This is a genomic window from Streptococcus dysgalactiae subsp. dysgalactiae (assembly GCF_900459225.1).
In the GTDB taxonomy this organism is placed as follows: domain Bacteria; phylum Bacillota; class Bacilli; order Lactobacillales; family Streptococcaceae; genus Streptococcus; species Streptococcus dysgalactiae.
On the sequence record NZ_UHFH01000003.1, the window covers coordinates 2,078,799 to 2,098,868 of the forward strand.

The 20,070-nt window shown below is 38.6% G+C and carries 16 protein-coding genes; 5 read left to right on the plus strand and 11 right to left on the minus strand.

Annotated elements, in window-relative coordinates:
- Positions 1-126: 126 nt before the first annotated feature.
- On the plus strand, positions 127-3,354 hold the full coding sequence (locus DYD17_RS10560) for a serum opacification factor (RefSeq protein ID WP_115276474.1): 3,228 nt from the start codon (positions 127-129) through the stop codon (positions 3,352-3,354).
- 691 nt (positions 3,355-4,045) lie between these two features.
- On the opposite strand, the gene mutS is transcribed toward DYD17_RS10560, so the two are convergent.
- From mutS to argR, 3 genes are read right to left on the minus strand one after another with little or no spacing between them, the layout of a single operon-like run.
- A complete protein-coding gene (gene mutS / locus DYD17_RS10565) occupies positions 4,046-6,601 on the minus strand; it encodes a DNA mismatch repair protein MutS (protein WP_115253197.1) in 2,556 nt (851 codons plus the stop codon).
- The gene (locus tag DYD17_RS10570; RefSeq protein WP_003053122.1) at positions 6,588-6,941 is read right to left on the minus strand and encodes a YlbF family regulator; all 354 of its coding nucleotides are present in this window, start codon (positions 6,939-6,941) and stop codon (positions 6,588-6,590) included. The genes mutS and DYD17_RS10570 overlap by 14 nt, the downstream gene beginning before the upstream one ends.
- Entirely contained in the window at positions 6,938-7,375 is a 438-nt protein-coding gene (gene argR, locus DYD17_RS10575; RefSeq protein WP_115253198.1) for an arginine repressor, read from the minus strand. Before argR ends, DYD17_RS10570 begins: the two co-directional genes overlap by 4 nt.
- Before the next feature lie 287 nt (positions 7,376-7,662).
- Here argR and argS point away from each other — a divergent pair, with 287 nt between their 5' ends.
- Positions 7,663-9,354, plus strand: a complete 1,692-nt coding sequence (gene argS / locus DYD17_RS10580; protein ID WP_115253199.1) for an arginine--tRNA ligase — start codon at positions 7,663-7,665, stop codon at positions 9,352-9,354.
- A 69-nt stretch (positions 9,355-9,423) separates the two neighbouring features.
- Here the strand turns inward: argS and DYD17_RS10585 are convergent, their stop codons facing one another.
- The 6 genes from DYD17_RS10585 to hisS form a co-directional block, all read right to left on the minus strand.
- Positions 9,424-10,821: an ATP-binding cassette domain-containing protein gene (locus DYD17_RS10585; protein WP_115253200.1), complete on the minus strand. Its 1,398-nt coding sequence runs from the start codon at positions 10,819-10,821 to the stop codon at positions 9,424-9,426.
- Positions 10,822-10,997: 176 nt separating this feature from the next.
- Complete coding sequence (locus DYD17_RS10590) at positions 10,998-11,912, minus strand: YitT family protein (RefSeq protein WP_115253201.1); 915 nt, start codon at positions 11,910-11,912, stop codon at positions 10,998-11,000.
- Positions 11,913-11,941: 29 nt separating this feature from the next.
- Positions 11,942-12,841 carry a YitT family protein gene (locus DYD17_RS10595; RefSeq protein WP_115276475.1) on the minus strand — a complete coding sequence of 300 codons (900 nt, stop codon included), beginning with the start codon at positions 12,839-12,841 and terminating at the stop codon, positions 11,942-11,944.
- A 20-nt stretch (positions 12,842-12,861) separates the two neighbouring features.
- Complete coding sequence (locus DYD17_RS10600) at positions 12,862-13,803, minus strand: YitT family protein (RefSeq protein ID WP_003053129.1); 942 nt, start codon at positions 13,801-13,803, stop codon at positions 12,862-12,864.
- The gene (aspS, locus tag DYD17_RS10605; RefSeq protein ID WP_115253203.1) at positions 13,796-15,544 is read right to left on the minus strand and encodes an aspartate--tRNA ligase; all 1,749 of its coding nucleotides are present in this window, start codon (positions 15,542-15,544) and stop codon (positions 13,796-13,798) included. The genes DYD17_RS10600 and aspS overlap by 8 nt, the downstream gene beginning before the upstream one ends.
- A gap of 337 nt (positions 15,545-15,881) precedes the next feature.
- Positions 15,882-17,162, minus strand: coding sequence for a histidine--tRNA ligase (gene hisS / locus DYD17_RS10610; protein WP_115276485.1), 1,281 nt, complete (start codon positions 17,160-17,162; stop codon positions 15,882-15,884).
- 389 nt (positions 17,163-17,551) lie between these two features.
- On the opposite strand from hisS, the gene rpmF reads away from it, so the two are divergent.
- The 3 genes from rpmF (at position 17,552) to DYD17_RS10625 (ending at position 18,928) form a co-directional block, all read left to right on the plus strand.
- Positions 17,552-17,734 (plus strand): 50S ribosomal protein L32, encoded by a 183-nt coding sequence (gene rpmF / locus DYD17_RS10615; RefSeq protein ID WP_000290414.1) that lies wholly within the window; start codon positions 17,552-17,554, stop codon positions 17,732-17,734.
- A gap of 15 nt (positions 17,735-17,749) precedes the next feature.
- Positions 17,750-17,899 (plus strand): 50S ribosomal protein L33, encoded by a 150-nt coding sequence (gene rpmG / locus DYD17_RS10620; protein ID WP_002982147.1) that lies wholly within the window; start codon positions 17,750-17,752, stop codon positions 17,897-17,899.
- 186 nt (positions 17,900-18,085) lie between these two features.
- Positions 18,086-18,928, plus strand: coding sequence for a DUF368 domain-containing protein (locus DYD17_RS10625; RefSeq protein ID WP_115253204.1), 843 nt, complete (start codon positions 18,086-18,088; stop codon positions 18,926-18,928).
- Between the two features lie 81 nt (positions 18,929-19,009).
- On the opposite strand, the gene DYD17_RS10630 is transcribed toward DYD17_RS10625, so the two are convergent.
- On the minus strand, positions 19,010-19,261 hold the full coding sequence (locus DYD17_RS10630) for a thioredoxin family protein (protein WP_309543650.1): 252 nt from the start codon (positions 19,259-19,261) through the stop codon (positions 19,010-19,012).
- Between the two features lie 168 nt (positions 19,262-19,429).
- On the minus strand, positions 19,430-20,026 hold the full coding sequence (locus tag DYD17_RS10635) for an NUDIX hydrolase (RefSeq protein ID WP_115253274.1): 597 nt from the start codon (positions 20,024-20,026) through the stop codon (positions 19,430-19,432).
- Between the last annotated feature and the right edge of the window lie 44 nt (positions 20,027-20,070).

Consider the following 20,070-nt stretch of genomic DNA (forward strand, 5'->3'; position numbering starts at 1 on the left):
CAACGCTTATTTCATATTAGGTCATAAAACGAACAACTCTCTAAATAATGAACTTAGAGATAAATTAGATTTATAGTATAGTATTTATTGCTAAATTAACTATAATGATGTGAAGGAATTGTGAAAATGACTAACTGTAAGTATAAACTACGAAAATTATCTATTGGTCTTGTTTCGGTTGGAACCATGTTTATGGCAGCACCTGTTATGGGAGAGGACGCTTCTCAATCAACTGCTTCCCGTGAGACCCCCTCGGCCTCGTCAACTACCACTTCGTCGACAACACAAAGTGAAGAGAGTCAAGATTCTAAAGAGACGGAAGTTCCTGTTACTAAAGCTCTTGAAGTAGCCGAGCCAACAACAGCCCCTAAAGAGGCTAGCCCCGCTCCACTAAAGGCTGAAGCAGCTAACCCCTCTGGTCAAGCTGCAGCTCCTACTAACACTGGTCAAACGGGCTCTCCAGAGCAAGCTCTTTCACGCACCAAACGTTCAGCGGAAGAAGCTCAAAAAACCATGGAAGTAGAAAAAATCCAGGTTGATAAAGAAAAGTCAGAGGTTACAGTCTCTGATGGAACTGGCAAAGAGAAGCTTATTAAAAATCGTGACGATAAACAACGTGATATTTTTGATGTCAAGAGAGATGTAGTCGTCGATCCGGATGGAAAAACCCTCAATGTTACTTTAACAGTTACCCCTAAAGAGATTGACAAGGGTGCAGAAGTTATTGTTCTCTTAGATACTTCTCAAAAAATGACTGATACCGATTTCAATACTGCAAAAGAAAAAATCACAAAGCTAGTGACGACGCTAACAGCTAAGAATCTCAGCCAGGATGATAGCACTCCAAACTATAATGGGCGAAATTCCGTGCGGTTGATTGACTTTTATAGGAAGGTAGGAGAGTCTACTGATTTATCTGGCTGGGATGAAAAAAAAATCGAGGAAAAACTTGATGAAGTCCGTAAAAAAGCTCAAAAAGACTATAATGGATGGGGCGTAGATCTACAAGGAGCTATCCATAAGGCTCGAGAGATTTTTAATTTAGATAAAGAAAAGAACTCTGGTAAGCGCCAGCATATCGTGCTCTTCTCTCAAGGAGAGTCCACCTTTAGTTATGCTCTAAAAAAAGGAGAGAAAGAAAAATTACGAAAAGTAGCAGTTGAAGGACCAGTCACTTACAGTAATCCTCTTCTATTTTGGCCTTTTTACTTTGATACCACAACTAAAACGCATAATGTGGTTGAAGATGCAAAAGCAATGATCGCATTTTTAAATAAATTCGGTATTACTCAATTTGACAATGCTGTTGATGATTTTGCCAATAATGGAAATAGTCTACTTTCGTTTTTTAATGATACTTTTGGTATAAAAAATCCACTAGATTATATTACGACGGCAGATTTAGATACTAGTGAGTTGAAATCAGAAAAGTTTGACTATTTGAATCAATTGGGTGAAGGTTATAATTTCAGAACATATGCCAATAGAGAGGTTGATAGCGTAGGTTTTAAAGAGGTTTTAGCAAAAAAAATTAAGGAAAACCTAAAGAAGTTCCAACCTAAACAAGCAGATACCTGGTTAAGTTCTTTGGGATTGAATAGTATCAAAGAAAACATCCAAGATTGGATGATTGATCAAGCGCTTGATAATCTCTTTTATCGTCGCCAGTACCAATTTTATAACCACAATCTCTCTGCCCAAGCAGAAGCTAAAATGGCTAGAGAAGAAGGGATTACTTTTTATGCATTTGATGTCACAAAGCCAGAGCTTTTTTCAAAGAGGGAAAAAGAATTTAAGGATAAAGGAAATAGTAAAGAATATAAAGATTATTTAGAGAAAAGATATGAAAAAGAAAGTAAAGATTATGAAAAAAGAAATAATGAATTTGACAAATATCTGAAAGAAATGTCTGAAGGACAGAAATTCTTTGAAGAAGTTGAGAATGCTGATAAATTTAAAGATATCCTAACAGAGGTGAAATTGACTGAAACCTTTACTGATAAGGTAACCGTTGAAAAAAAATCATGGGAAGATAAAAGCAATAAAGGGAAAGTTCAGCATCAGGAAGCAGGTACTACAAGCTGGTTCTTCTTGTTATCATCTTCTACTCCAGAAAGTCTAACTTGGACAATCGATAAAGATGCACTTAAAGAAGCCTTCGAGAAAAGGTTACCATTGACCTTAACTTATAAGTTAAATGTTAATAAAGAAAAGTTCAAGTCAACGCCTCAAACAAGAGCAAAACGTTCTCTAGAAACACTGGAGAGCAGTAAAGCAACTGAAAAGGCGATATCTGGCAAGGTCACTTACAAGATTAATGATAAAGAAGCTAATGGCAATAATAAGTTAGAAGATGTGACATTGACTTATAGCAAAGTAACAGTTCCTATTCCAGATATTGATGAGGAAATAGTGATTCCGCCAACACCGGAAAAACCTCTTGTAGAACCCATGTTGCCTTCACAACCATCTCTTCCAGAAATACCAATGCCAGAAGATCCAAGAGAGAGCGATCCTCAAATTATTAGTAACGATGGACTTATTGAGTTTACAGAAGATACTCAATCAGGTATGTCTGGTCAAAATCCTGGTTCTGGAAATGAAACAGTTGTTGAAGACACTCAAACAAGTCAAGAGGATATTGTACTTGGTGGTCAAGGTCAGGTGATTGACTTTACAGAAGATAGTCACCCAGGTATGTCTGGGGATAATAGCCATACAGATGGGACAGTGCTTGAAGAAGACTCTAAACCAAGTCAAGAGGATGAGGTGATAATCGGCGGTCAAGATCAAGTGATTGATTTTATAGAAGATACTCAATCTGGTATGTCTGGGGATAATAGCCATACAGATGGGACAGTGCTTGAAGAAGACTCTAAACCAAGTCAAGGGGATGAGGTGATAATCGGCGGTCAAGGTCAAGTGATTGACTTTACAGAAGATACCCAAACCGGTATGTCTGGGGCTGGACAAGTAGAAAATCCAACAATCACCGAAGAAACCCATAAACCAGAAATTATCATGGGTGGTCAAAGTGACCCTATTGATATGGTTGAGGACACTCTTCCTGGTATGTCTGGCTCTAATGAAGCTACTGTTGTGGAAGAAGACACACGTCCTAAACTTCAATTCCATTTTGATAATGAAGAGCCCGTTCCTGCAACGGTTCCAACCGTTTCTCAAGCTCCTATTGCTCAGGTAGAAAGTAAAGTGCCTCATGCCAAAGCAGAGAGTGCGTTACCTCAAACTGGAGATACAAATAAACTAGAAACATTCTTTACCATTACAGCACTAACTGTTATTGGAGCGGCAGGATTACTAGGCAAAAAACGTCGTGATAATCAAACTGATTAATCAGCAGATTTCATCAAACGCTATAAACAAGGCTAACATTTTAGCCTTGTTTTATATTGTTTCACTGACCTCCAAAAGTTATGACTGTTTTAAAGGAGGTAGGCTAATCCTCAAAAGTAGTTAAGTTGAGAAACACCACATCACTTTAGTCTTACTGCGCATACTAAAAGCAAAAGATAATTAGGAGCACTTGCTAACTGGAAAAAATCAAATGCAAAGCTAGTTGCCAAAGAACTCTAGAAATCATAAATAGCACAATAGAACCCTCTATCAACGCTTTTTCAAAACAATAACTTTTCTAAATTATTGTCTAAAAATGAAACTTTAATACGTTATATTAGTTTGGTGATGTCATGAAATACAGTAATAGAACAGCCATGCCAGTAAAGCTAAAAAAAACATCGTTGAAACACTAGTTTTTAACTATTGGACTTTTAAACGTAAAGGACCTGCAAAGGTTCTTTTTATTCACTACTTTTAAACCTTTGAGAAGAACATATAAAATGTTAAAACTCATATCTCCTAATAGCTAATAATGTCAACACTTAAAATTGCCCAAGATAGTAAACAAGATATACTTTTAGCATCATTGACTGGCATTATGATGCCCATTACATTATATGATAGATAAAAGGACAATTGTACAAACAAGAAAAAGAGCCTCCTTAAATAGAAGTACTCTTTTAATAACCTATAATAAGTTTTTCAATTCATATAACGCCGTCATAGCTTGCATTGGAGTCATGTTCATGACATCAATAGCTTCTAAAGTTCGTATAATTTCTTGAAACCTGTCCTCATCAGCAAAAAGTGATAATTGTTCCTTATGAGCTATATTAGTTTGCTCAACTCTTAGAGAATCCGATATGAGGTCAGTTGATGGTGACTGTGCTTCAAATCGTGTAAGAACTGTGTCTGCTCTATTTAATAGAGACTCTGGCAGACCTGCTATTTTAGCTACATGAATACCATAAGATTTATCCGCAGGTCCTTGGGCAATCTTATGAAGAAAGGTAACATCACCACCTTTTTCAAGTGTTTCCACATGGACATTGATCAATCTTGTCAACTTCGTTGACAACTCTGTCAATTCGTGGTAATGCGTTGCAAACATGGTTTTTGCACCGATCCTATCATGAATGTGTTCGATAATTGCCTGAGCCAATGCCATACCATCATACGTCGCTGTACCTCGTCCCAATTCATCAAATAAAATGAGAGAATTTTCACTAGCACGTTTGATCGCTTGATTAGCTTCCATCATCTCTACCATGAAAGTGGATTGACCGGAAATCAAATCATCAGCAGCACCAATTCGCGTGAAAATAGCATCAAATAAAGGCAAATTCACATAATCAGCAGCCACAAACGAGCCCATCTGGGCCATGATAACCGTTAAGGCTAGTTGTCTCATATAAGTCGACTTACCACTCATATTTGGACCTGTAATCAATTGAATGCTTGTCTCTTGGTCAAAAGAGATACTATTTGGAATGTATTCCTTCACTCCCATAACCTTTTCAACAACCGCGTGACGACCTTCTTGAATTGTAATCACATGATCATCATTGAAACTAGGCCGACTGTAATGGTTTGTCTCAGCAACAACTGCTAAACTTTGCAAGACATCAATCGTTGCCAAGGTTTTGGCAAGCTTCTGCAAACGATTAATATAGGTTTCAACTTGAGTTCGAATACGCATAAAAATATCGTATTCTAAACTAGCTGATTCTTCCCTAGCCTCTAACATCTGACCTTCAATCTTAGCCAATTCTGCCGTACCATAACGTTCGGAATTTTTTAAAGTTGCCTTTCTGAAAAAATGCTCAGGTACTAAGCTAAGATTTGAATTCGTAACGTGAAAATAATAACCATCTTTTTTATTGTAATCAATTTTTAGGTTATTAATGCCGCTGGCTTGACGCTCTTTGGCCTCAATATCCGCAATCCAGCCTGTCCCCTCTCGCATTACTTTACGATAATGGTCCAAGCGCTCATCAAAACCATTGCGGATAATACTTCCCTCACTAATAGTTGCTGGTGCATCTGGATCAATGGCTGTTCTAATCAAGTATTCCAACTCAGGTAAACTGTCAATATCATTGACAAGTTTGTCAATATAAGGGCTGCTAAAAGACTCTAAAATAGCTTTGATATAGGGTACTTGGGCTAAAGTATGCCCCAATTGAAGTAAATCTTTCGGATTTGCCTTTCCAAAAGACACGCGACTAGATAAGCGTTCGATATCGTAAACACCTTTTAAGCTATTGCTTAAATCTGTTCGCTCAATAAAAGCATTCAGAAAAACTTGAATAATTTCTTGACGCTCTAAAATCGCTTCTTTAGAGACCAAAGGTCGATCAATCCATGAGCGCAAAAGCCTCATCCCCATAGCTGTCTTGGTTTCATCTAAAAGCCAATAGAGACTCCCATGTTTTTTATTCGTTCTAGCATTCTCTACCAAATCTAAACTTGACTTAGTGGCATACGACATCTGCAAATAATCCTTGATTTCATAGTGAACCAAGGCTTGCAAGTGACTAAGTTCTCGCATTTGTGTTTTGTGAACATATTGCAAGAGTTTTCCTGCCGCTGTTAATTCTACCGTTGTCAATTGGCCGTCAATTAAAGATTTATCTTCATAGACCGTTTCCTCATAAGAAAGCAGCAAATTCATCTGCTTGACCAAAATCATCTGTTCTTCTTCAGATAAATCAAAACCTAGTAAGACTTCTTTTGCCTTGAGGTTTTGGATTTCGCTACGAACACTCGTAAAGTCCGCTAAATCTGTCACGCAAAATTCACCTGTGGACACATCCATATAAGCCAATCCATAACGAAAACCATCAAAGTCAACAGCTACCAAAAAGTTATTGGCGCTATCTGGCTTAGCTGAATCCACAACCGTTCCAGGAGTTATGACTTGAACAACTTCACGCTTCACCACTCCAACAGCTTGTTTGGGGTCCTCCATCTGTTCTGCGATAGCTACCTTGTAACCCAACTCAATTAACACATCAATGTATTGCTGGGCAGAATGATGTGGCACTCCTGCCATTGGAATTGGATTTTCCGCATTCTTGTTGCGACTGGTCAAACCAATCTCTAAAAGTTGCGCTGCCTTGACAGCATCATCATAAAATAATTCATAAAAGTCACCCATCCTGAAAAGCAAAAAAGCATCTGGATAATCTTTTTTGATGTCCAGATACTGTTGCATCCCAGGAGAAATGTTAGCTTTTGCCATTCGTTAGCTCCTCGTTTAACTGTTCTTCTATACGTTTGGTAATGTATTGAATCAAATCACTTGCATCTTGCATTTTCTCACGATAATCATCAATTACTGGTTGGTGGTTGAGATGATGTTCTAATTCTTTGGCCTTGTTTGAAGACACAGCGGCAGCTTGATTTTTCGCTATCTTTTGGAATAGCTCCGCCTCTTGCTGATAACGTTTCATCTGGTAAGCTTGGTCTTCAAACTGATCAAGCTGAGATAACTGTTGTTTGGCTTCTTTATAGGCAATGATGCTAGGGTGGGCATTGATAGCCACGATTAAATCCTTCAAGGCATTTTGATAGCTTGTCATAGGCCAGCTGCCAACTCTTTTTCAAAACGCTTGGCAATCTCTTCATCACGACAAATCACCAATAAAGTATCTGCTCCTGCAATAGTTCCTAAGATATCTTCAATGTCGTCATTGTCAATCAGATTAGCCAACACATCAGCCTCTCCTAAGTTAGTGTGGAGAACAAGCATAAAACCAGCGCGATCAACTGATAACACATAAAAACGCACCTCAGGGCTAAAGGGGGTCGCAACAGGTTCAGACAAACTATAATAGAGTTTGCCTTGCTCATCCCTTAATTTCAAGAGACCAATTTCCCTCAAATCACGCGATAAGGTGGCTTGAGTGACGACAATACCTTCTTTTTGAAGGGCTTTCTTAATATCTTCTTGTGTACCAATATGCTCCGCTTGAATGATTTGTTTAATTTGATGTTGTCGCTCTATTTTATTCATAATAGATTACCCCAATTGTATAATTATCCTCTCAAATTATAACAAAAAAACTATGTTTTTTCATCTTTCCCCTGTTATTTACTCCATTTTTTAAGAATACTAAAAAGAAACTTTACTAAAAACTATTGACGGTTATCGGCGTTTATCTTTTGACAACTTTTCTTAAAGTAATTTTGTAAATTAAGAAGCACCTTTGAATTTGACAGTATAAATTATCAATCCTCTCCTCGTTTATTTTAAAGAAATATGTTAGAATAGGGTGACAAACAATTTTTAGGAGACGCTGTATGGATACTAAAACTCTAATCGCAAGTGAAATAGCCAAAGTTGTTCCAGAGTTAGAACAAGATGCTATTTTTAACTTGCTTGAAACCCCAAAAAATTCTGACATGGGAGACCTTGCCTTTCCAGCCTTTAGTTTAGCAAAAGTCCTTCGCAAAGCCCCTCAAATGATCGCAGGCGAATTAGCTGAACAAATCGATGCAAGCCAATTTGAAAAAGTCGTAGCTGTCGGCCCTTACATCAACTTTTTCCTTGATAAAGCTAAGATTTCCTCACAGGTTCTTGAACAAGTGATTACAGCAGGTTCAGACTATGCTCAGCAAGACGAGGGTCAAGGCCGAAATGTTGCTATTGACATGTCAAGCCCAAACATTGCTAAACCATTTTCAATCGGTCACCTCCGCTCAACTGTTATTGGTGATAGCCTTGCTAATATCTTTGCTAAAATGGGTTATCAACCTGTAAAAATCAATCACCTTGGTGACTGGGGTAAACAATTTGGTATGCTAATTGTTGCCTACAAAAAATGGGGAGATGAAGCTGCTGTCCAAGCACATCCAATCGATGAACTCTTAAAACTTTACATTCGTATCAATGCTGAAGCTGAAACTGATCCCACCGTTGATGGAGAAGCTCGTGAATGGTTCCGTAAGTTGGAAGATAGCGACAAAGAAGCTACTGAATTATGGCAATGGTTCCGTGACGAGAGTTTGCTTGAGTTTAACCGTCTCTATGACCAGCTTAATGTAACCTTCGATAGTTACAATGGTGAAGCCTTCTATAATGATAAAATGGATGAGGTTCTTGAGCTATTAGAAACGAAAAACCTTCTTGTAGAATCTAAAGGTGCCCAAGTTGTTAATCTTGAAAAATATGGCATTGAACATCCTGCCTTGATTAAAAAATCAGATGGCGCTACTCTTTACATTACCCGTGACCTAGCTGCCGCACTTTACCGTAAACGCACTTATGACTTTGCTAAATCCGTTTATGTTGTTGGTAATGAGCAAGCTGCTCACTTCAAACAATTAAAAGCAGTGCTAAAAGAAATGGGTTACGATTGGTCAGATGATATGACACACGTTGCTTTTGGACTTGTCACAAAAGGCGGTGCTAAATTATCAACACGTAAAGGTAATGTTATCCTTCTTGAACCTACGGTTGCTGAAGCCATTAACCGTGCAGCTTCTCAAATTGAAGCGAAAAATCCAAACCTTGCTGACAAAGAAGCCGTTGCCCATGCCGTTGGTGTTGGTGCCATCAAGTTTTACGATCTCAAAACAGATCGTATGAATGGGTATGACTTTGACCTTGAAGCCATGGTTTCCTTTGAAGGAGAAACTGGACCTTACGTTCAATATGCTCATGCTCGTATCCAATCTATTCTACGTAAAGCTGACTTTACGCCATCTGCAACCACCACTTACAGTTTAGCTGATGCTGAAAGCTGGGAAATTATCAAACTTATCCAAGATTTCCCACGCATTATCAAGCGAACATCAGATAACTTTGAGCCTTCTATTATGGCTAAATTTGCTATTAACTTAGCCCAAAGCTTTAACAAATATTATGCTCACACTCGCATCCTCGATGACAACTCAGAACGTGATAGTCGCTTAGCCCTCTGCTATGCTACTGCCACTGTGCTTAAAGAAGCACTTCGTTTACTCGGTGTAGAAGCACCAAATGAAATGTAAACGAAACAGCATATTATTAGCCCTCTCCACAATAACATGGAGAGGGTTTTTAGTTTTGTCAAAAAATCTTCAAAAGTGGTCTTTATCAATCTGCTCTAACTGCCCGTCCCTAATAACATAACAGCGATTGACCACAGATGATATAAACTGCTGATCATGTGACACTAGAACAAAAGGATAAGGGTACTGTTTTAAACACCTTTCCAGCGCCTCCATGGCAACAAGGTCCAAATAGTTCGTTGGTTCATCCAGAATCAGCAACTGGTGATCACCAAGCATAGCACCTACTAAAGCCAACCGAACCCTTTCACCTCCAGATAGACTAGCTATCTTTTGGTGTGCTTTTTGATAAGGAATCCCCATCATAGCTAGATAATTGAGAATAAGTCTGCTGTCTTGATTAGACTGTCCTTGTACAAACTCAAAAGCAGTTAATTGACTATCTAATTGCACCTGATCTTGCTTAAAAAAAGTTAGTTTAAGGTGGTCACTATAAAATCCCGGTAAGTCCTGATTGGCCAGAGACTCTAAAAACGTTGACTTCCCAGCCTTATTTCTACCAATAATAGCTAATTTACTGTCAGCTCTAATAGCGATGTCTGGATACGTAAACAAAATCTGCTTATTCCGAGATAAGTTCCCCTCCCTTAGATGGATAAGGGTGTGAGGGATTTTCTTCTCCTGAGGATTGAATTTCAATTTAGCCCAAATCTCTTTGCTTTCCTGTCTATTAGGTGTAAGTTTGGCTAAACGATTTTCCATCGCCTTTGCTGACTTGGCTATCCGCTTAGCCTGAGAATCATAACTACCTGCAAAAGCATTCACTTTCCAATCTGAACGTGAGATGTTTTTTTTAGGCTTTACCATTTGGTTGGCACGTTCTTTTTTCGCTTGAATTTGCTTTGTTAGCTTAGTCACCTGACGCTGATAGTCAGCCTTTTCAATAGCTTGTTTTTGCATTTCTAGTTCTTTGGCTTGTCTATAGGCATCATAATTTCCTTGATAAACCTTTATATTCTGTTTTTCAATGGCCCATATTTGTTGAGCTATCTGGTTCATCAAATAGCGGTCATGGCTTACCACTAAAAGAGTGCCACGATACCGTTTGAGTTGATGAATCAACCACTTCTGATTAGCCTTATCTAAGTGTGAACTAGGTTCATCCAAAATGAGTAAAGAAGCATTCTTTTGAAAAAGTGCCTTTAATGAAGCCATCACCTTCTCTCCACCAGATTGGTTTTGAGCTGCTTGTAGTTGAGGTAAGTAAGCAACGTCACTATGTAAACTAAGTTGACCCTGATAAGATCGCCTTTCTCCTATAAGGGTTTGCAAAAAGCTCGTTTTCCCAGAACCATTGTCACCTATTAGAAAAACCTTATCCCCTTGATGAAGGTGTAATTGGTTAATCGATAAGAGAAGATTTCCTCCCACTTCTAATTGGTAATGAGACAATGTTAGTATTTCCATCGTGTTATCCTTTCTCTGACAAGAAAGGTTTGAAAAAGTGCACACAAAAAGCCCTGATTTTCAAACCTCAAAGTACACACTATTTCCTTGATTCACAATCGTTCAAAGATTAGTGTATGACGATGAGTTAGTTGTTAATCATGGCTTTTTTCAACCTCTTATTTCATTTATTACTTTTATTTTAGCAGCTTAGGTTTCTTCTGTAAAGCCTTTTCAATAGGCTTATCAAAATTTTTACGACGAATTTTAAAATCTGAACTAATCACTTCATCCACATCAAGAATGGAGATGAAAGCATCTGGGTCTAATTCTGCTAGTATCCGTTTCACTTCTCTGACTTCTGTTGGATTAAGGGTCACATACATGATATTGTAATCATTCCCTGAATAAGCCCCCTGACCCTTCAAGTAAGTCACCCCACGGTTAATTTCATTTAAAATAGCCTGAGCGGCAGCTTCAGAATGCTTGGTAATGATGATCATACCACGGATAGTATACCCACCATTTTGGACAACACTAATCATTTGGCTAAAGACAAAACTAGCCACTAAGGTGTAAAGCATATGTTTTAAGTCCACATAGGTCAAGGAAGCCGTCAAAACAAGGGCATCAACTAGCAGTAAGGTCTGACCTAATTTAGCGCCAAATTTTTCTTCAGCAATCCGTCCGATAATATCTGTTCCTCCCGTCGTTGCACCATAGCGGAAAACCAGGCCACTGCCAATCCCCGAAAAGAGTCCTGCCACGACAGCTACTAACATCATATCATTTTCTAGCCCCAATTCCATGGGAAACTTTTGCCACATCCAGATAAACACAGACATCAGAACTGTTCCGTAAATAGTCAATGCTAAGGAACGCTTCCCAAAAATTTTTGCTCCTAAAATGAAAAGCGGGAGGTTAAACAAAAGAGAAGAGTAAGCGGGGTTAATCCCAAAATGTGCATGTAAAATTAGGGTTATTCCTGCCACACCACCCTCAGCTAAGGCATTGGCCATATTAAAATTAACAAATCCAAAAGTGTAGATGGCCACTCCTAGGGCTATTAACAACAGTTCTATTAGTTTAGTCAGTTTATCGTGACGTATCATTCATTATCCTCACTATTCGTTAAAATGGGTTACCGTTTGGAAACATTGCTTCGACTTTTCTTTTTATGGTATTTGCTCTTAGTGGCAACAAACTCTGGGCTATTCACTTCATCCACATCAAAATAAGAAACAAATGCATTCGGATCGATTTGAGCTAGAAAGGCTTTTAACTCCCTAATATCTGTTCGCCCCAAAGCCACATAAATGACTTTTTTACCACGACCAGAATAGGCCCCTTCACCATGTAAGTAAGTGACTCCCCTCCCTAACTCCTCCATAATGAACCGAGCAATTGTCTCCGATTGATCTGAAATAATAAGGGTGCCACGTGCAGTATAACCGCCTTGTTGTACCAGACGAACAATCTGACCATACATAAAACTAGCAATTAAAGCATACATCATTTGAGGCAATGAAATATAGGTTAAAGAAACAATCATGACAAAAATATCAATCCCCAAAAGGGCTTGATTCAGTTGTAAACCTAATTTGTCTTCAAATAATTTGGCAATAATATCTGCTCCACCGATGGTTCCACCATTTCGAAAGACAAGTCCTCCACCAAGTCCTCCTATAATCCCAGCCATCAACGAAACCACTAAATTATCATGATCCAAATCAACTACCAAAGGAAGTTGCTGAAAGACCCAAACAAAAAAGTAAAGCGAAAAAATGCCTGTCACTGTGTAAGCCATGGCTCTTTTCCCAAAAAGTTTGGCGCCTAGTAGCACTAGAGGCAAATTTATCAGATATCCTGTCAAAGAGGGGTCGACATCAAACAGGGCCTTCCCAACTAACGTTAAACCAGCTAGTCCATTAGCCGCAATCCGATTAGCCATGTAAAAATAAACAAAGGCAAATGCATAGATAGCTGCTCCTAAAATAATAAAGCAAAAATTCTTTAGCTGTAACCGTTGATTAACTGTCATAGCACCTCCTGTGTTTTTTATTAATCTTCTTCAACAAATCGACCGATAATCCTCACGTTTTCAGCAACTGAAACAAAGGCTTGAGGGTCTGCTTTTAACATCAACCATTTAAATTCTGTATATTCTTCTCGTGTCAAAATGGTAATTAAGACGGCTTTTTGTTCATGCTTATAGGTACCCTCTGCATCATTAATACTCGTCACGCCACGATGTAATCGTTTGTGAATCATTTGAATCACACGCTCTGGATGACTTGTGATGATGGTTGCCTGCATTTTCTTTTGCTTGGTAAAAATGGCATCCGTAACACGGCTCGATACAAAGATAGAGACCATAGAATAGAGGGCGTACTGCCAACCAAACAAGATGCCCGCAAAGGTCAAAATGGCACCATTTACCATCAGTGACAAACTTCCCACATCTTTTCCAGTTCGCTTTCTAAGAGTCAAACTAATAATATCAGTTCCACCACTTGAAATCCGTGATTTAAAACCTGTACCAATTCCCATACCCATGACCAAACCACCAAAAATAGAATTGATAAGAGGATCAGTCGTCAGCGTCACTTGAGGCATGATTTGAATAAAGAAAGAGCTCATGCTAACCGTAATAAAGGTAAAAATAGTAAATTGATGTCCAATTTTATACCAAGCTAGAATAAGCAAAGGAATATTTATCAAGTAAAACGCAAGGGCAATCGGGAAGTCATAGCCTAAAAGTCGATGACTAAGAGCTGAAAAAACCTGTGCTAGACCAGTTGCTCCACTTGAATAAACATGCCCTGGTTGGAAGAAAAAATTCACAGCAATACTTGAGAGAATGCCATAAAGCAGAGAAGCGGAAATCTTCTCTGCATACTTTTCTCTTGAAATACTTCTTAGAGCGTGGAGTAGCCCAACTTTCTTGGCTCCCCTACTAATGACATATTTTACTTTTTTCTTATAAGTTGTTTTCTTAATCATGACTTTCTATTTGAAGAGTGAGTTCTTCTAATTGTTTTTCAGAAACAAGACTAGGTGCTTGCGTCATTGGATCAGAGGCTTTGTTATTTTTAGGGAAGGCAATAACTTCTCGAATATTGTCTTTTCCAGCAAGCAACATGACAAAACGGTCAAGACCAATAGCCAAGCCACCATGTGGTGGGAAGCCGTAGTCCATCGCTTCTAGTAAGAAACCAAATTGGTCATTAGCTTCTTCTGCAGTAAACCCAAGAGCTTTGAACATAAGCTCTTGCATCTCTTTTTGATTGATACGAAGGCTACCACCACCAAGCTCGTAGCCATTTAATACGATGTCATAAGCAATGGCCTGTACCTTAGCCAAATCACCCTCTAACTCATGAGCTGATTCTGGCGTTGGAAGAGTAAATGGGTGATGAGCTGACATGTAACGCCCTTCTTCTTCTGACCACTCAAACATTGGCCAATCAACCACCCAAAGGAAATTAAACTGCGACTGATCAATCATGTCAAGGTCCTTGGCAATACGATTGCGAAGGGCCCCCAACGTATTATTAGCAACCTCAAGAGTATCCGCCACAAATAAAACCAAATCATTCTCAGCAAGTTTTAATTGGCTTGACAACTCTGTCTCAATAGCTGTCAAGAATTTAGCTACTGGGCCTGCCAATTGACCATCTGTCACCTTAACCCAGGCAAGGCCTTTAGCGCCAAATTGTTTGGCAAACTCAGTTAGTTTGTCAATATCTTTACGAGAGTATCGATCTGCATTTCCCTTAACCACAATCGCCTTGACAGCTGTTGCTTCTGAGAAAACCTTGAAGTCAATTCCCTTGACAGTTGCTGTCAAGTCTTGTAAAAGCATTTCAAAACGTGTGTCTGGTTTATCAGAACCGTAGCTATTCATTGCTACATCGTAACTCATGCGTGGGAATGGTAAGGTTACATCTATTCCTTTTGTCTCTTTCATCACTTTAGCAATCATGCCTTCAACGATGTCTTGAATTTCTTGTTCAGAAAGGAATGACGTTTCCAAGTCAACTTGTGTAAACTCAGGTTGACGATCACCACGTAGATCTTCATCACGGAAACATTTCACAATTTGATAATAGCGATCAAAGCCAGCATTCATCAATAATTGTTTGGTAATTTGCGGACTTTGTGGCAAAGCATAGAAATGCCCTTGGCTAACACGACTTGGAACCAGATAGTCACGCGCACCTTCTGGAGTTGATTTTGTCAACATAGGTGTTTCGACATCAATAAACTCAAGGTCATCAAGGTAATTACGGATAGAATGAGTCACTTTTGCACGTAGCTTGAAGTTTTCTAACATTTCTGGACGACGTAAATCTAAGTAACGGTAACGTAAACGTGTGTCGTCACTTACCTCAACGTCATCTTTAATTTCAAAAGGGGTCGTTTTAGCTGTGTTTAAAATGGTCAAAGCAAATACTTTTAGCTCAACCATCCCTGTCGCCAACTTATCATTAGCTTGTTGTCGAGCTTCAACAAGACCTTCCACTTCAATCACATATTCACTACGTAGACGTTCAGCAGTTGCCATCACATCACTAGACACATCCTCAGGATTAATGACTAATTGCATCACACCCTCACGGTCACGCAAATCAATAAAGATGAGACCACCCAAGTCACGTCGGCGTCCTACCCATCCTTTCAATGTGATTGTCGTTCCAATGTGTTCTTCGCGAACACGCCCTGCATACATGCTACGTTTCATAAATAAATTCCCTAAAACAAACAGAATCCTGTGAAACCTGCTCGTTTCCAATTCCTTTCACAATATAAATCAATTAATTCATTCCCTACTATTATAGCAAAAAGCCCTTAAAAACCCCACCCATTTAAAAAGAGTTTTTCTAAAGATAGAACAAGAATACTGAGTCGTCAGCATTTTGACATATCAGGTGTCCTCACAGAATACTAAGAAAGCTAATCAATCCCCTTACCGAAAACAAACAGGTGCTACTTCCTTCTAAAAAGAGAAGTTACACCTGTTTTAGTGATTATATTCTAAACAATCATATCAACAAAAGTTTATGACGACAATAAAGCCATTAAGACAATAATTGCTCTGAGACGTTCGCAAAGTTGGTCATAATATCTTCAAAACTGACTTCCAATTCTTGGCGGCTATGATTATTCTTAATCACAGCTTTGCCTGCTTCAACTTCACTTTCTCCTAAAGTAATTACCAATTTTGCTTTAAAAGTATCGGCTGATTTAAACTGAGCTTTAATCTTACGCCCAAGGTAATCCCGTTCAGCTGTAAACCCTTGATGGCGAATGGCTTGAACCAATTCTAAGGCTTTGCTATTAGCACCGTCACCTAGCACAGCGAGGTAAACATCCATCTCTGTCTCAATTGGCAAGGTAAGGCCCTGCTTTTCAATAATCATCAAGAGACGTTCTAAACCAAGACCAAATCCAAATCCTGGAGTCTCAGGCCCACCAAAATAACCTACCAAACTATCATAACGTCCACCCGCACAGATGGTTAAGTCAGAGCCTTCCACAGACGTGATGAATTCAAAAATAGTGTGGTTATAGTAATCAAGGCCACGTACCATATTGGTGTCAATCACATAAGGAATGTCAAGTGCTTCAAGCATAGCTTTGACTGTCTCAAAATGCGCCTGACTTTCCTCATCTAAATAATCCAAAATAGAAGGCGCCTTTTCAACGGCTAGTTTATCTTCTTTTTCTTTAGAATCAAGCACGCGCAGTGGGTTTTCATCCAAGCGACGTTGACTATCTTTAGATAATTGATCACGCATTGGTGTCAAATAATGAATCAAGGCTTGACGATAGGCAGCACGACTTTCGGGACTTCCTAAACTATTTAAGTGAAGGGTGACATCCTTAATGCCCAATTTTTCAAAGAGGTGATAGGCCATTGCAATGGTTTCAACATCTGTTGCTGGATTAGCAGCACCGAAACATTCTACCCCAATCTGGTGAAATTCCCGTAAACGACCAGCTTGAGGGCGTTCGTAGCGGAACATGGAACCGATATAATAAAGTTTGACAGGTTTTTGGACCTCTGGCGCAAACAATTTATTTTCAACATAAGAACGCACCACTGGAGCTGTACCCTCTGGTCGCAAGGTAATGTGACGATCTCCTTTATCGTAAAAATCGTACATTTCCTTCGTCACAATATCAGTCGCATCACCTACAGACCGCGAGATTACCTCGTAGTGTTCAAACATAGGGGTACGAATTTCTCCATAATTATATTGGCTAAACGTATCACGCGCAACAGATTCCACATACTGCCATTTCGCAGCATCCCCAGGCAGAATATCCTGAGTTCCTTTTGGTTTTTGAAATGCCATGGTTAACATACTAAGAGAGTGCTACTTCAAGACATAAACGCCTTTAGCTATCAATTACCTTAGGCAAATAGTTTGTCTTGCAAGTTTTTAGCTTATACCAACAATCGTCATAAGCTCACAACCCTCTTCCTTTCTATTACTCAATAATTGCTTCTATTCTAACATTTTTCCGCTTCTTTTTGTAGAATAGCAGAGCTTTTTCTAAAATTTTTGTCAAGTAACTTTACTTTACAAAAAAGTTGTGTTACTATATTAAAGTTGGCGAAAGCCATAACACAACAAAACAAATAAGTTGGGTCAAAAACGTAAGCATATAGGGAAAAGTTTCTTTTAACCCTTGACTTAGTTACTACAAGACCCTCAAAAGTTTAAATCGGAGGATAGAAAAAATGGCAGTTCCTGCACGTCACACGTCAAAAGCTAAAAAGAACAAACGTCGTACACACTACAAATTGACAGCTCCATCTGTACAATTCGACGAAACTACTGGAGATTACTCACGTTCTCACCGTGTATCCCTTAAAGGATACTACAAAGGACGTAAAATCGCTAAAGCTAACGAAGCTAAATAATAGAAGGGAGATACCATGCGCGTAAATATTACACTTGAACACAAAGAATCTGGTGAACGCTTGTACCTTACTTCAAAAAACAAACGTAACACTCCAGACCGTCTTCAATTGAAAAAATACTCACCAAAATTACGTAAACACGTAACATTCACAGAAGTGAAATAATTGAGTTAAGAAAAGTCCTTGAAATCAACATTTCAGAGGCTTTTTTCTTTTGGTTTTAGCAAAATAACTAAAAGTAAGAGAACCTAACTTCTATTTTTAAAATCCCTTTTTATAAGCTTACAGTTTTCACTCCGCTGCTCTGTTAAAAATATGATACAATAAGATAACTATTTTTAGGAGGCAGTTATGGTTTCGTTTATTTCTCGCGTCTTTAAGGGGATGATTATTGCGCTTGGGTTTATTTTACCTGGGGTATCAGGGGGAGTCTTAGCAGCAATTCTTGGTATCTACGAACGTATGATTTCGTTCTTAGCTCATATTCGCGATCATTTTATGGAAAATGTCCTTTTTTTCCTACCAGTTGGTATTGGGGGTATTCTAGGAATTGCTCTTTTTTCCTATCCTGTTGAATTTCTATTAAAACACTATCAAGTTGTGGTACTTTGGGGCTTTGCCGGTGCCATTGTTGGGACAATTCCAAGCCTTGTTTCTGAATCAACCAAACACTCAAAGCGTGATCAGGTCGATATCATCTGGTTAGTGGCTACTTTTGTCGTGTCTGGGCTTGGACTCTATTTTCTAAATGACCTTGTTGGCACTCTACCAGCTAATTTTCTAACGTTCATCTTAGCAGGAGTCTTGATTGCCTTGGGCGTTTTAGTTCCTGGGCTTAGCCCATCCAACCTGCTATTAATTTTAGGTTTGTATTCTCCTATGCTAACTGGCTTCAAATCGCTTGATTTAATAGGAACATTCTTACCTATTACTATCGGCGGCATTTTGGCCATCCTCGCCTTTTCAAAAGCTATGGATTTCGCCTTGACACACCAGCATTCACGGGTCTATCACTTTATTATCGGCATTGTTTTATCAAGTACGATTTTGATTTTAATTCCAAATAGTAATAGTAGTGAATCTATTTCATATGTAGGCGCTGGTTTAGGAACTTGGGTGATGGCTATTATTCTCTTTGTTTTAGGGATATGGCTAGGCCTTTGGATGAGTCAACTCGAAGAAAAATACAAATGAGTTGAATTGACAATTACTTGACAATCAAAAAAACAAATAGAATGCTTATTCTATCTGTTTTTTTGTTGTCTTTTAGTAATCTTAAACATTCACTAAGATGATTTCTTTTATCTCTTCAACTGAAAGAACCTGTCCTGAGGAAACCAATTCATCATCCAGTAAAAGAGCTGGGGAAGCTGGATTTCCATATAAAACAATGGTTTCAGCCTCTCTAACATAAGCAATAGACACTAACAGCTGAAGTGCTTTACAAGCTTCAAGCAAATTAGTTCCCAAAGCTTTACACTCAGCATCACCTGTTCCTAAAATTTTAAAACAGTGTTCTGAAATAATCGTTACCTGTTTTTTGCTTTTAGAACAACAATTCCCCTTGCATCGACAGCTCTTCTTTTATGAAATCATTTATTTTCCTCAATCTATCATCATTTTTCTTAGTTTACACTATCATCCCCAAACAAGCAAGTTATCCTGAATGACCTTATTTTACTTTTTGGTAATTGCCTACGTTGATTTTTTTAAAATCTCAATAAAACAGTGGGTAAACTGAGCAGTCATTCCCCAAATGGTTTCTTCCAAATTTTCATAAAATGGAATACTACCGTACTGCTGGCTAAATTGGTAATCTTTCCCATGACGAATACGATCAAAAGGGAAATCTGAAGTTTTGAGAGGACTAGCTTCAAGATGATAAAAAACTGGCTCGGTAGCAAGTAATTGTTGTAAAGGAACCGTAAACAACCTGTCAACCTCTTCATTAGCCTGTACACTCTTCCAGTCATCAGTTAATAGTTGTCCAACGAAACAGTGAATGGTTCTAGATGACTGCACTAAATAATCAATTTCTCCCCAAATCTGAATCTGAGAGGAATCAACATTTAATTCTTCCATTGTTTCTCTAATAGCAGCTTCTTGGAGACTTTCATGACCTTCGACTCTACCTCCCGGGAAGGCTACTTCACCGGGTTGAGAAATATGTTGACTTCGCACTTCATATAAGACATGCCATTCATCATTAACGGCAATAAGAGGTAAAAATACAGCGTACCGCTTTTCTTCCCCTAGTGGTTTTGCTTGATAGTGTTTTAATAACTCTTCCATAGCGTCATCCTCATTATCCTTTCCGATAGCTTTATCTTCATCAT

Bases quoted from the DNA above. Each gene is read 5' to 3' on its own strand.
- DYD17_RS10560 (WP_115276474.1), top strand. From the start codon at position 127: ATGACTAACTGTAAGTATAAACTACGAAAATTATCTATTGGTCTTGTT.
- mutS (WP_115253197.1), bottom strand. From the start codon at position 6,601: ATGGCAAAAGCTAACATTTCTCCTGGGATGCAACAGTATCTGGACATC.
- DYD17_RS10570 (WP_003053122.1), bottom strand. From the start codon at position 6,941: ATGACAAGCTATCAAAATGCCTTGAAGGATTTAATCGTGGCTATCAAT.
- argR (WP_115253198.1), bottom strand. From the start codon at position 7,375: ATGAATAAAATAGAGCGACAACATCAAATTAAACAAATCATTCAAGCG.
- argS (WP_115253199.1), top strand. From the start codon at position 7,663: ATGGATACTAAAACTCTAATCGCAAGTGAAATAGCCAAAGTTGTTCCA.
- DYD17_RS10585 (WP_115253200.1), bottom strand. From the start codon at position 10,821: ATGGAAATACTAACATTGTCTCATTACCAATTAGAAGTGGGAGGAAAT.
- DYD17_RS10590 (WP_115253201.1), bottom strand. From the start codon at position 11,912: ATGATACGTCACGATAAACTGACTAAACTAATAGAACTGTTGTTAATA.
- DYD17_RS10595 (WP_115276475.1), bottom strand. From the start codon at position 12,841: ATGACAGTTAATCAACGGTTACAGCTAAAGAATTTTTGCTTTATTATT.
- DYD17_RS10600 (WP_003053129.1), bottom strand. From the start codon at position 13,803: ATGATTAAGAAAACAACTTATAAGAAAAAAGTAAAATATGTCATTAGT.
- aspS (WP_115253203.1), bottom strand. From the start codon at position 15,544: ATGAAACGTAGCATGTATGCAGGGCGTGTTCGCGAAGAACACATTGGA.
- hisS (WP_115276485.1), bottom strand. From the start codon at position 17,162: ATGGCATTTCAAAAACCAAAAGGAACTCAGGATATTCTGCCTGGGGAT.
- rpmF (WP_000290414.1), top strand. From the start codon at position 17,552: ATGGCAGTTCCTGCACGTCACACGTCAAAAGCTAAAAAGAACAAACGT.
- rpmG (WP_002982147.1), top strand. From the start codon at position 17,750: ATGCGCGTAAATATTACACTTGAACACAAAGAATCTGGTGAACGCTTG.
- DYD17_RS10625 (WP_115253204.1), top strand. From the start codon at position 18,086: ATGGTTTCGTTTATTTCTCGCGTCTTTAAGGGGATGATTATTGCGCTT.
- DYD17_RS10635 (WP_115253274.1), bottom strand. From the start codon at position 20,026: ATGGAAGAGTTATTAAAACACTATCAAGCAAAACCACTAGGGGAAGAA.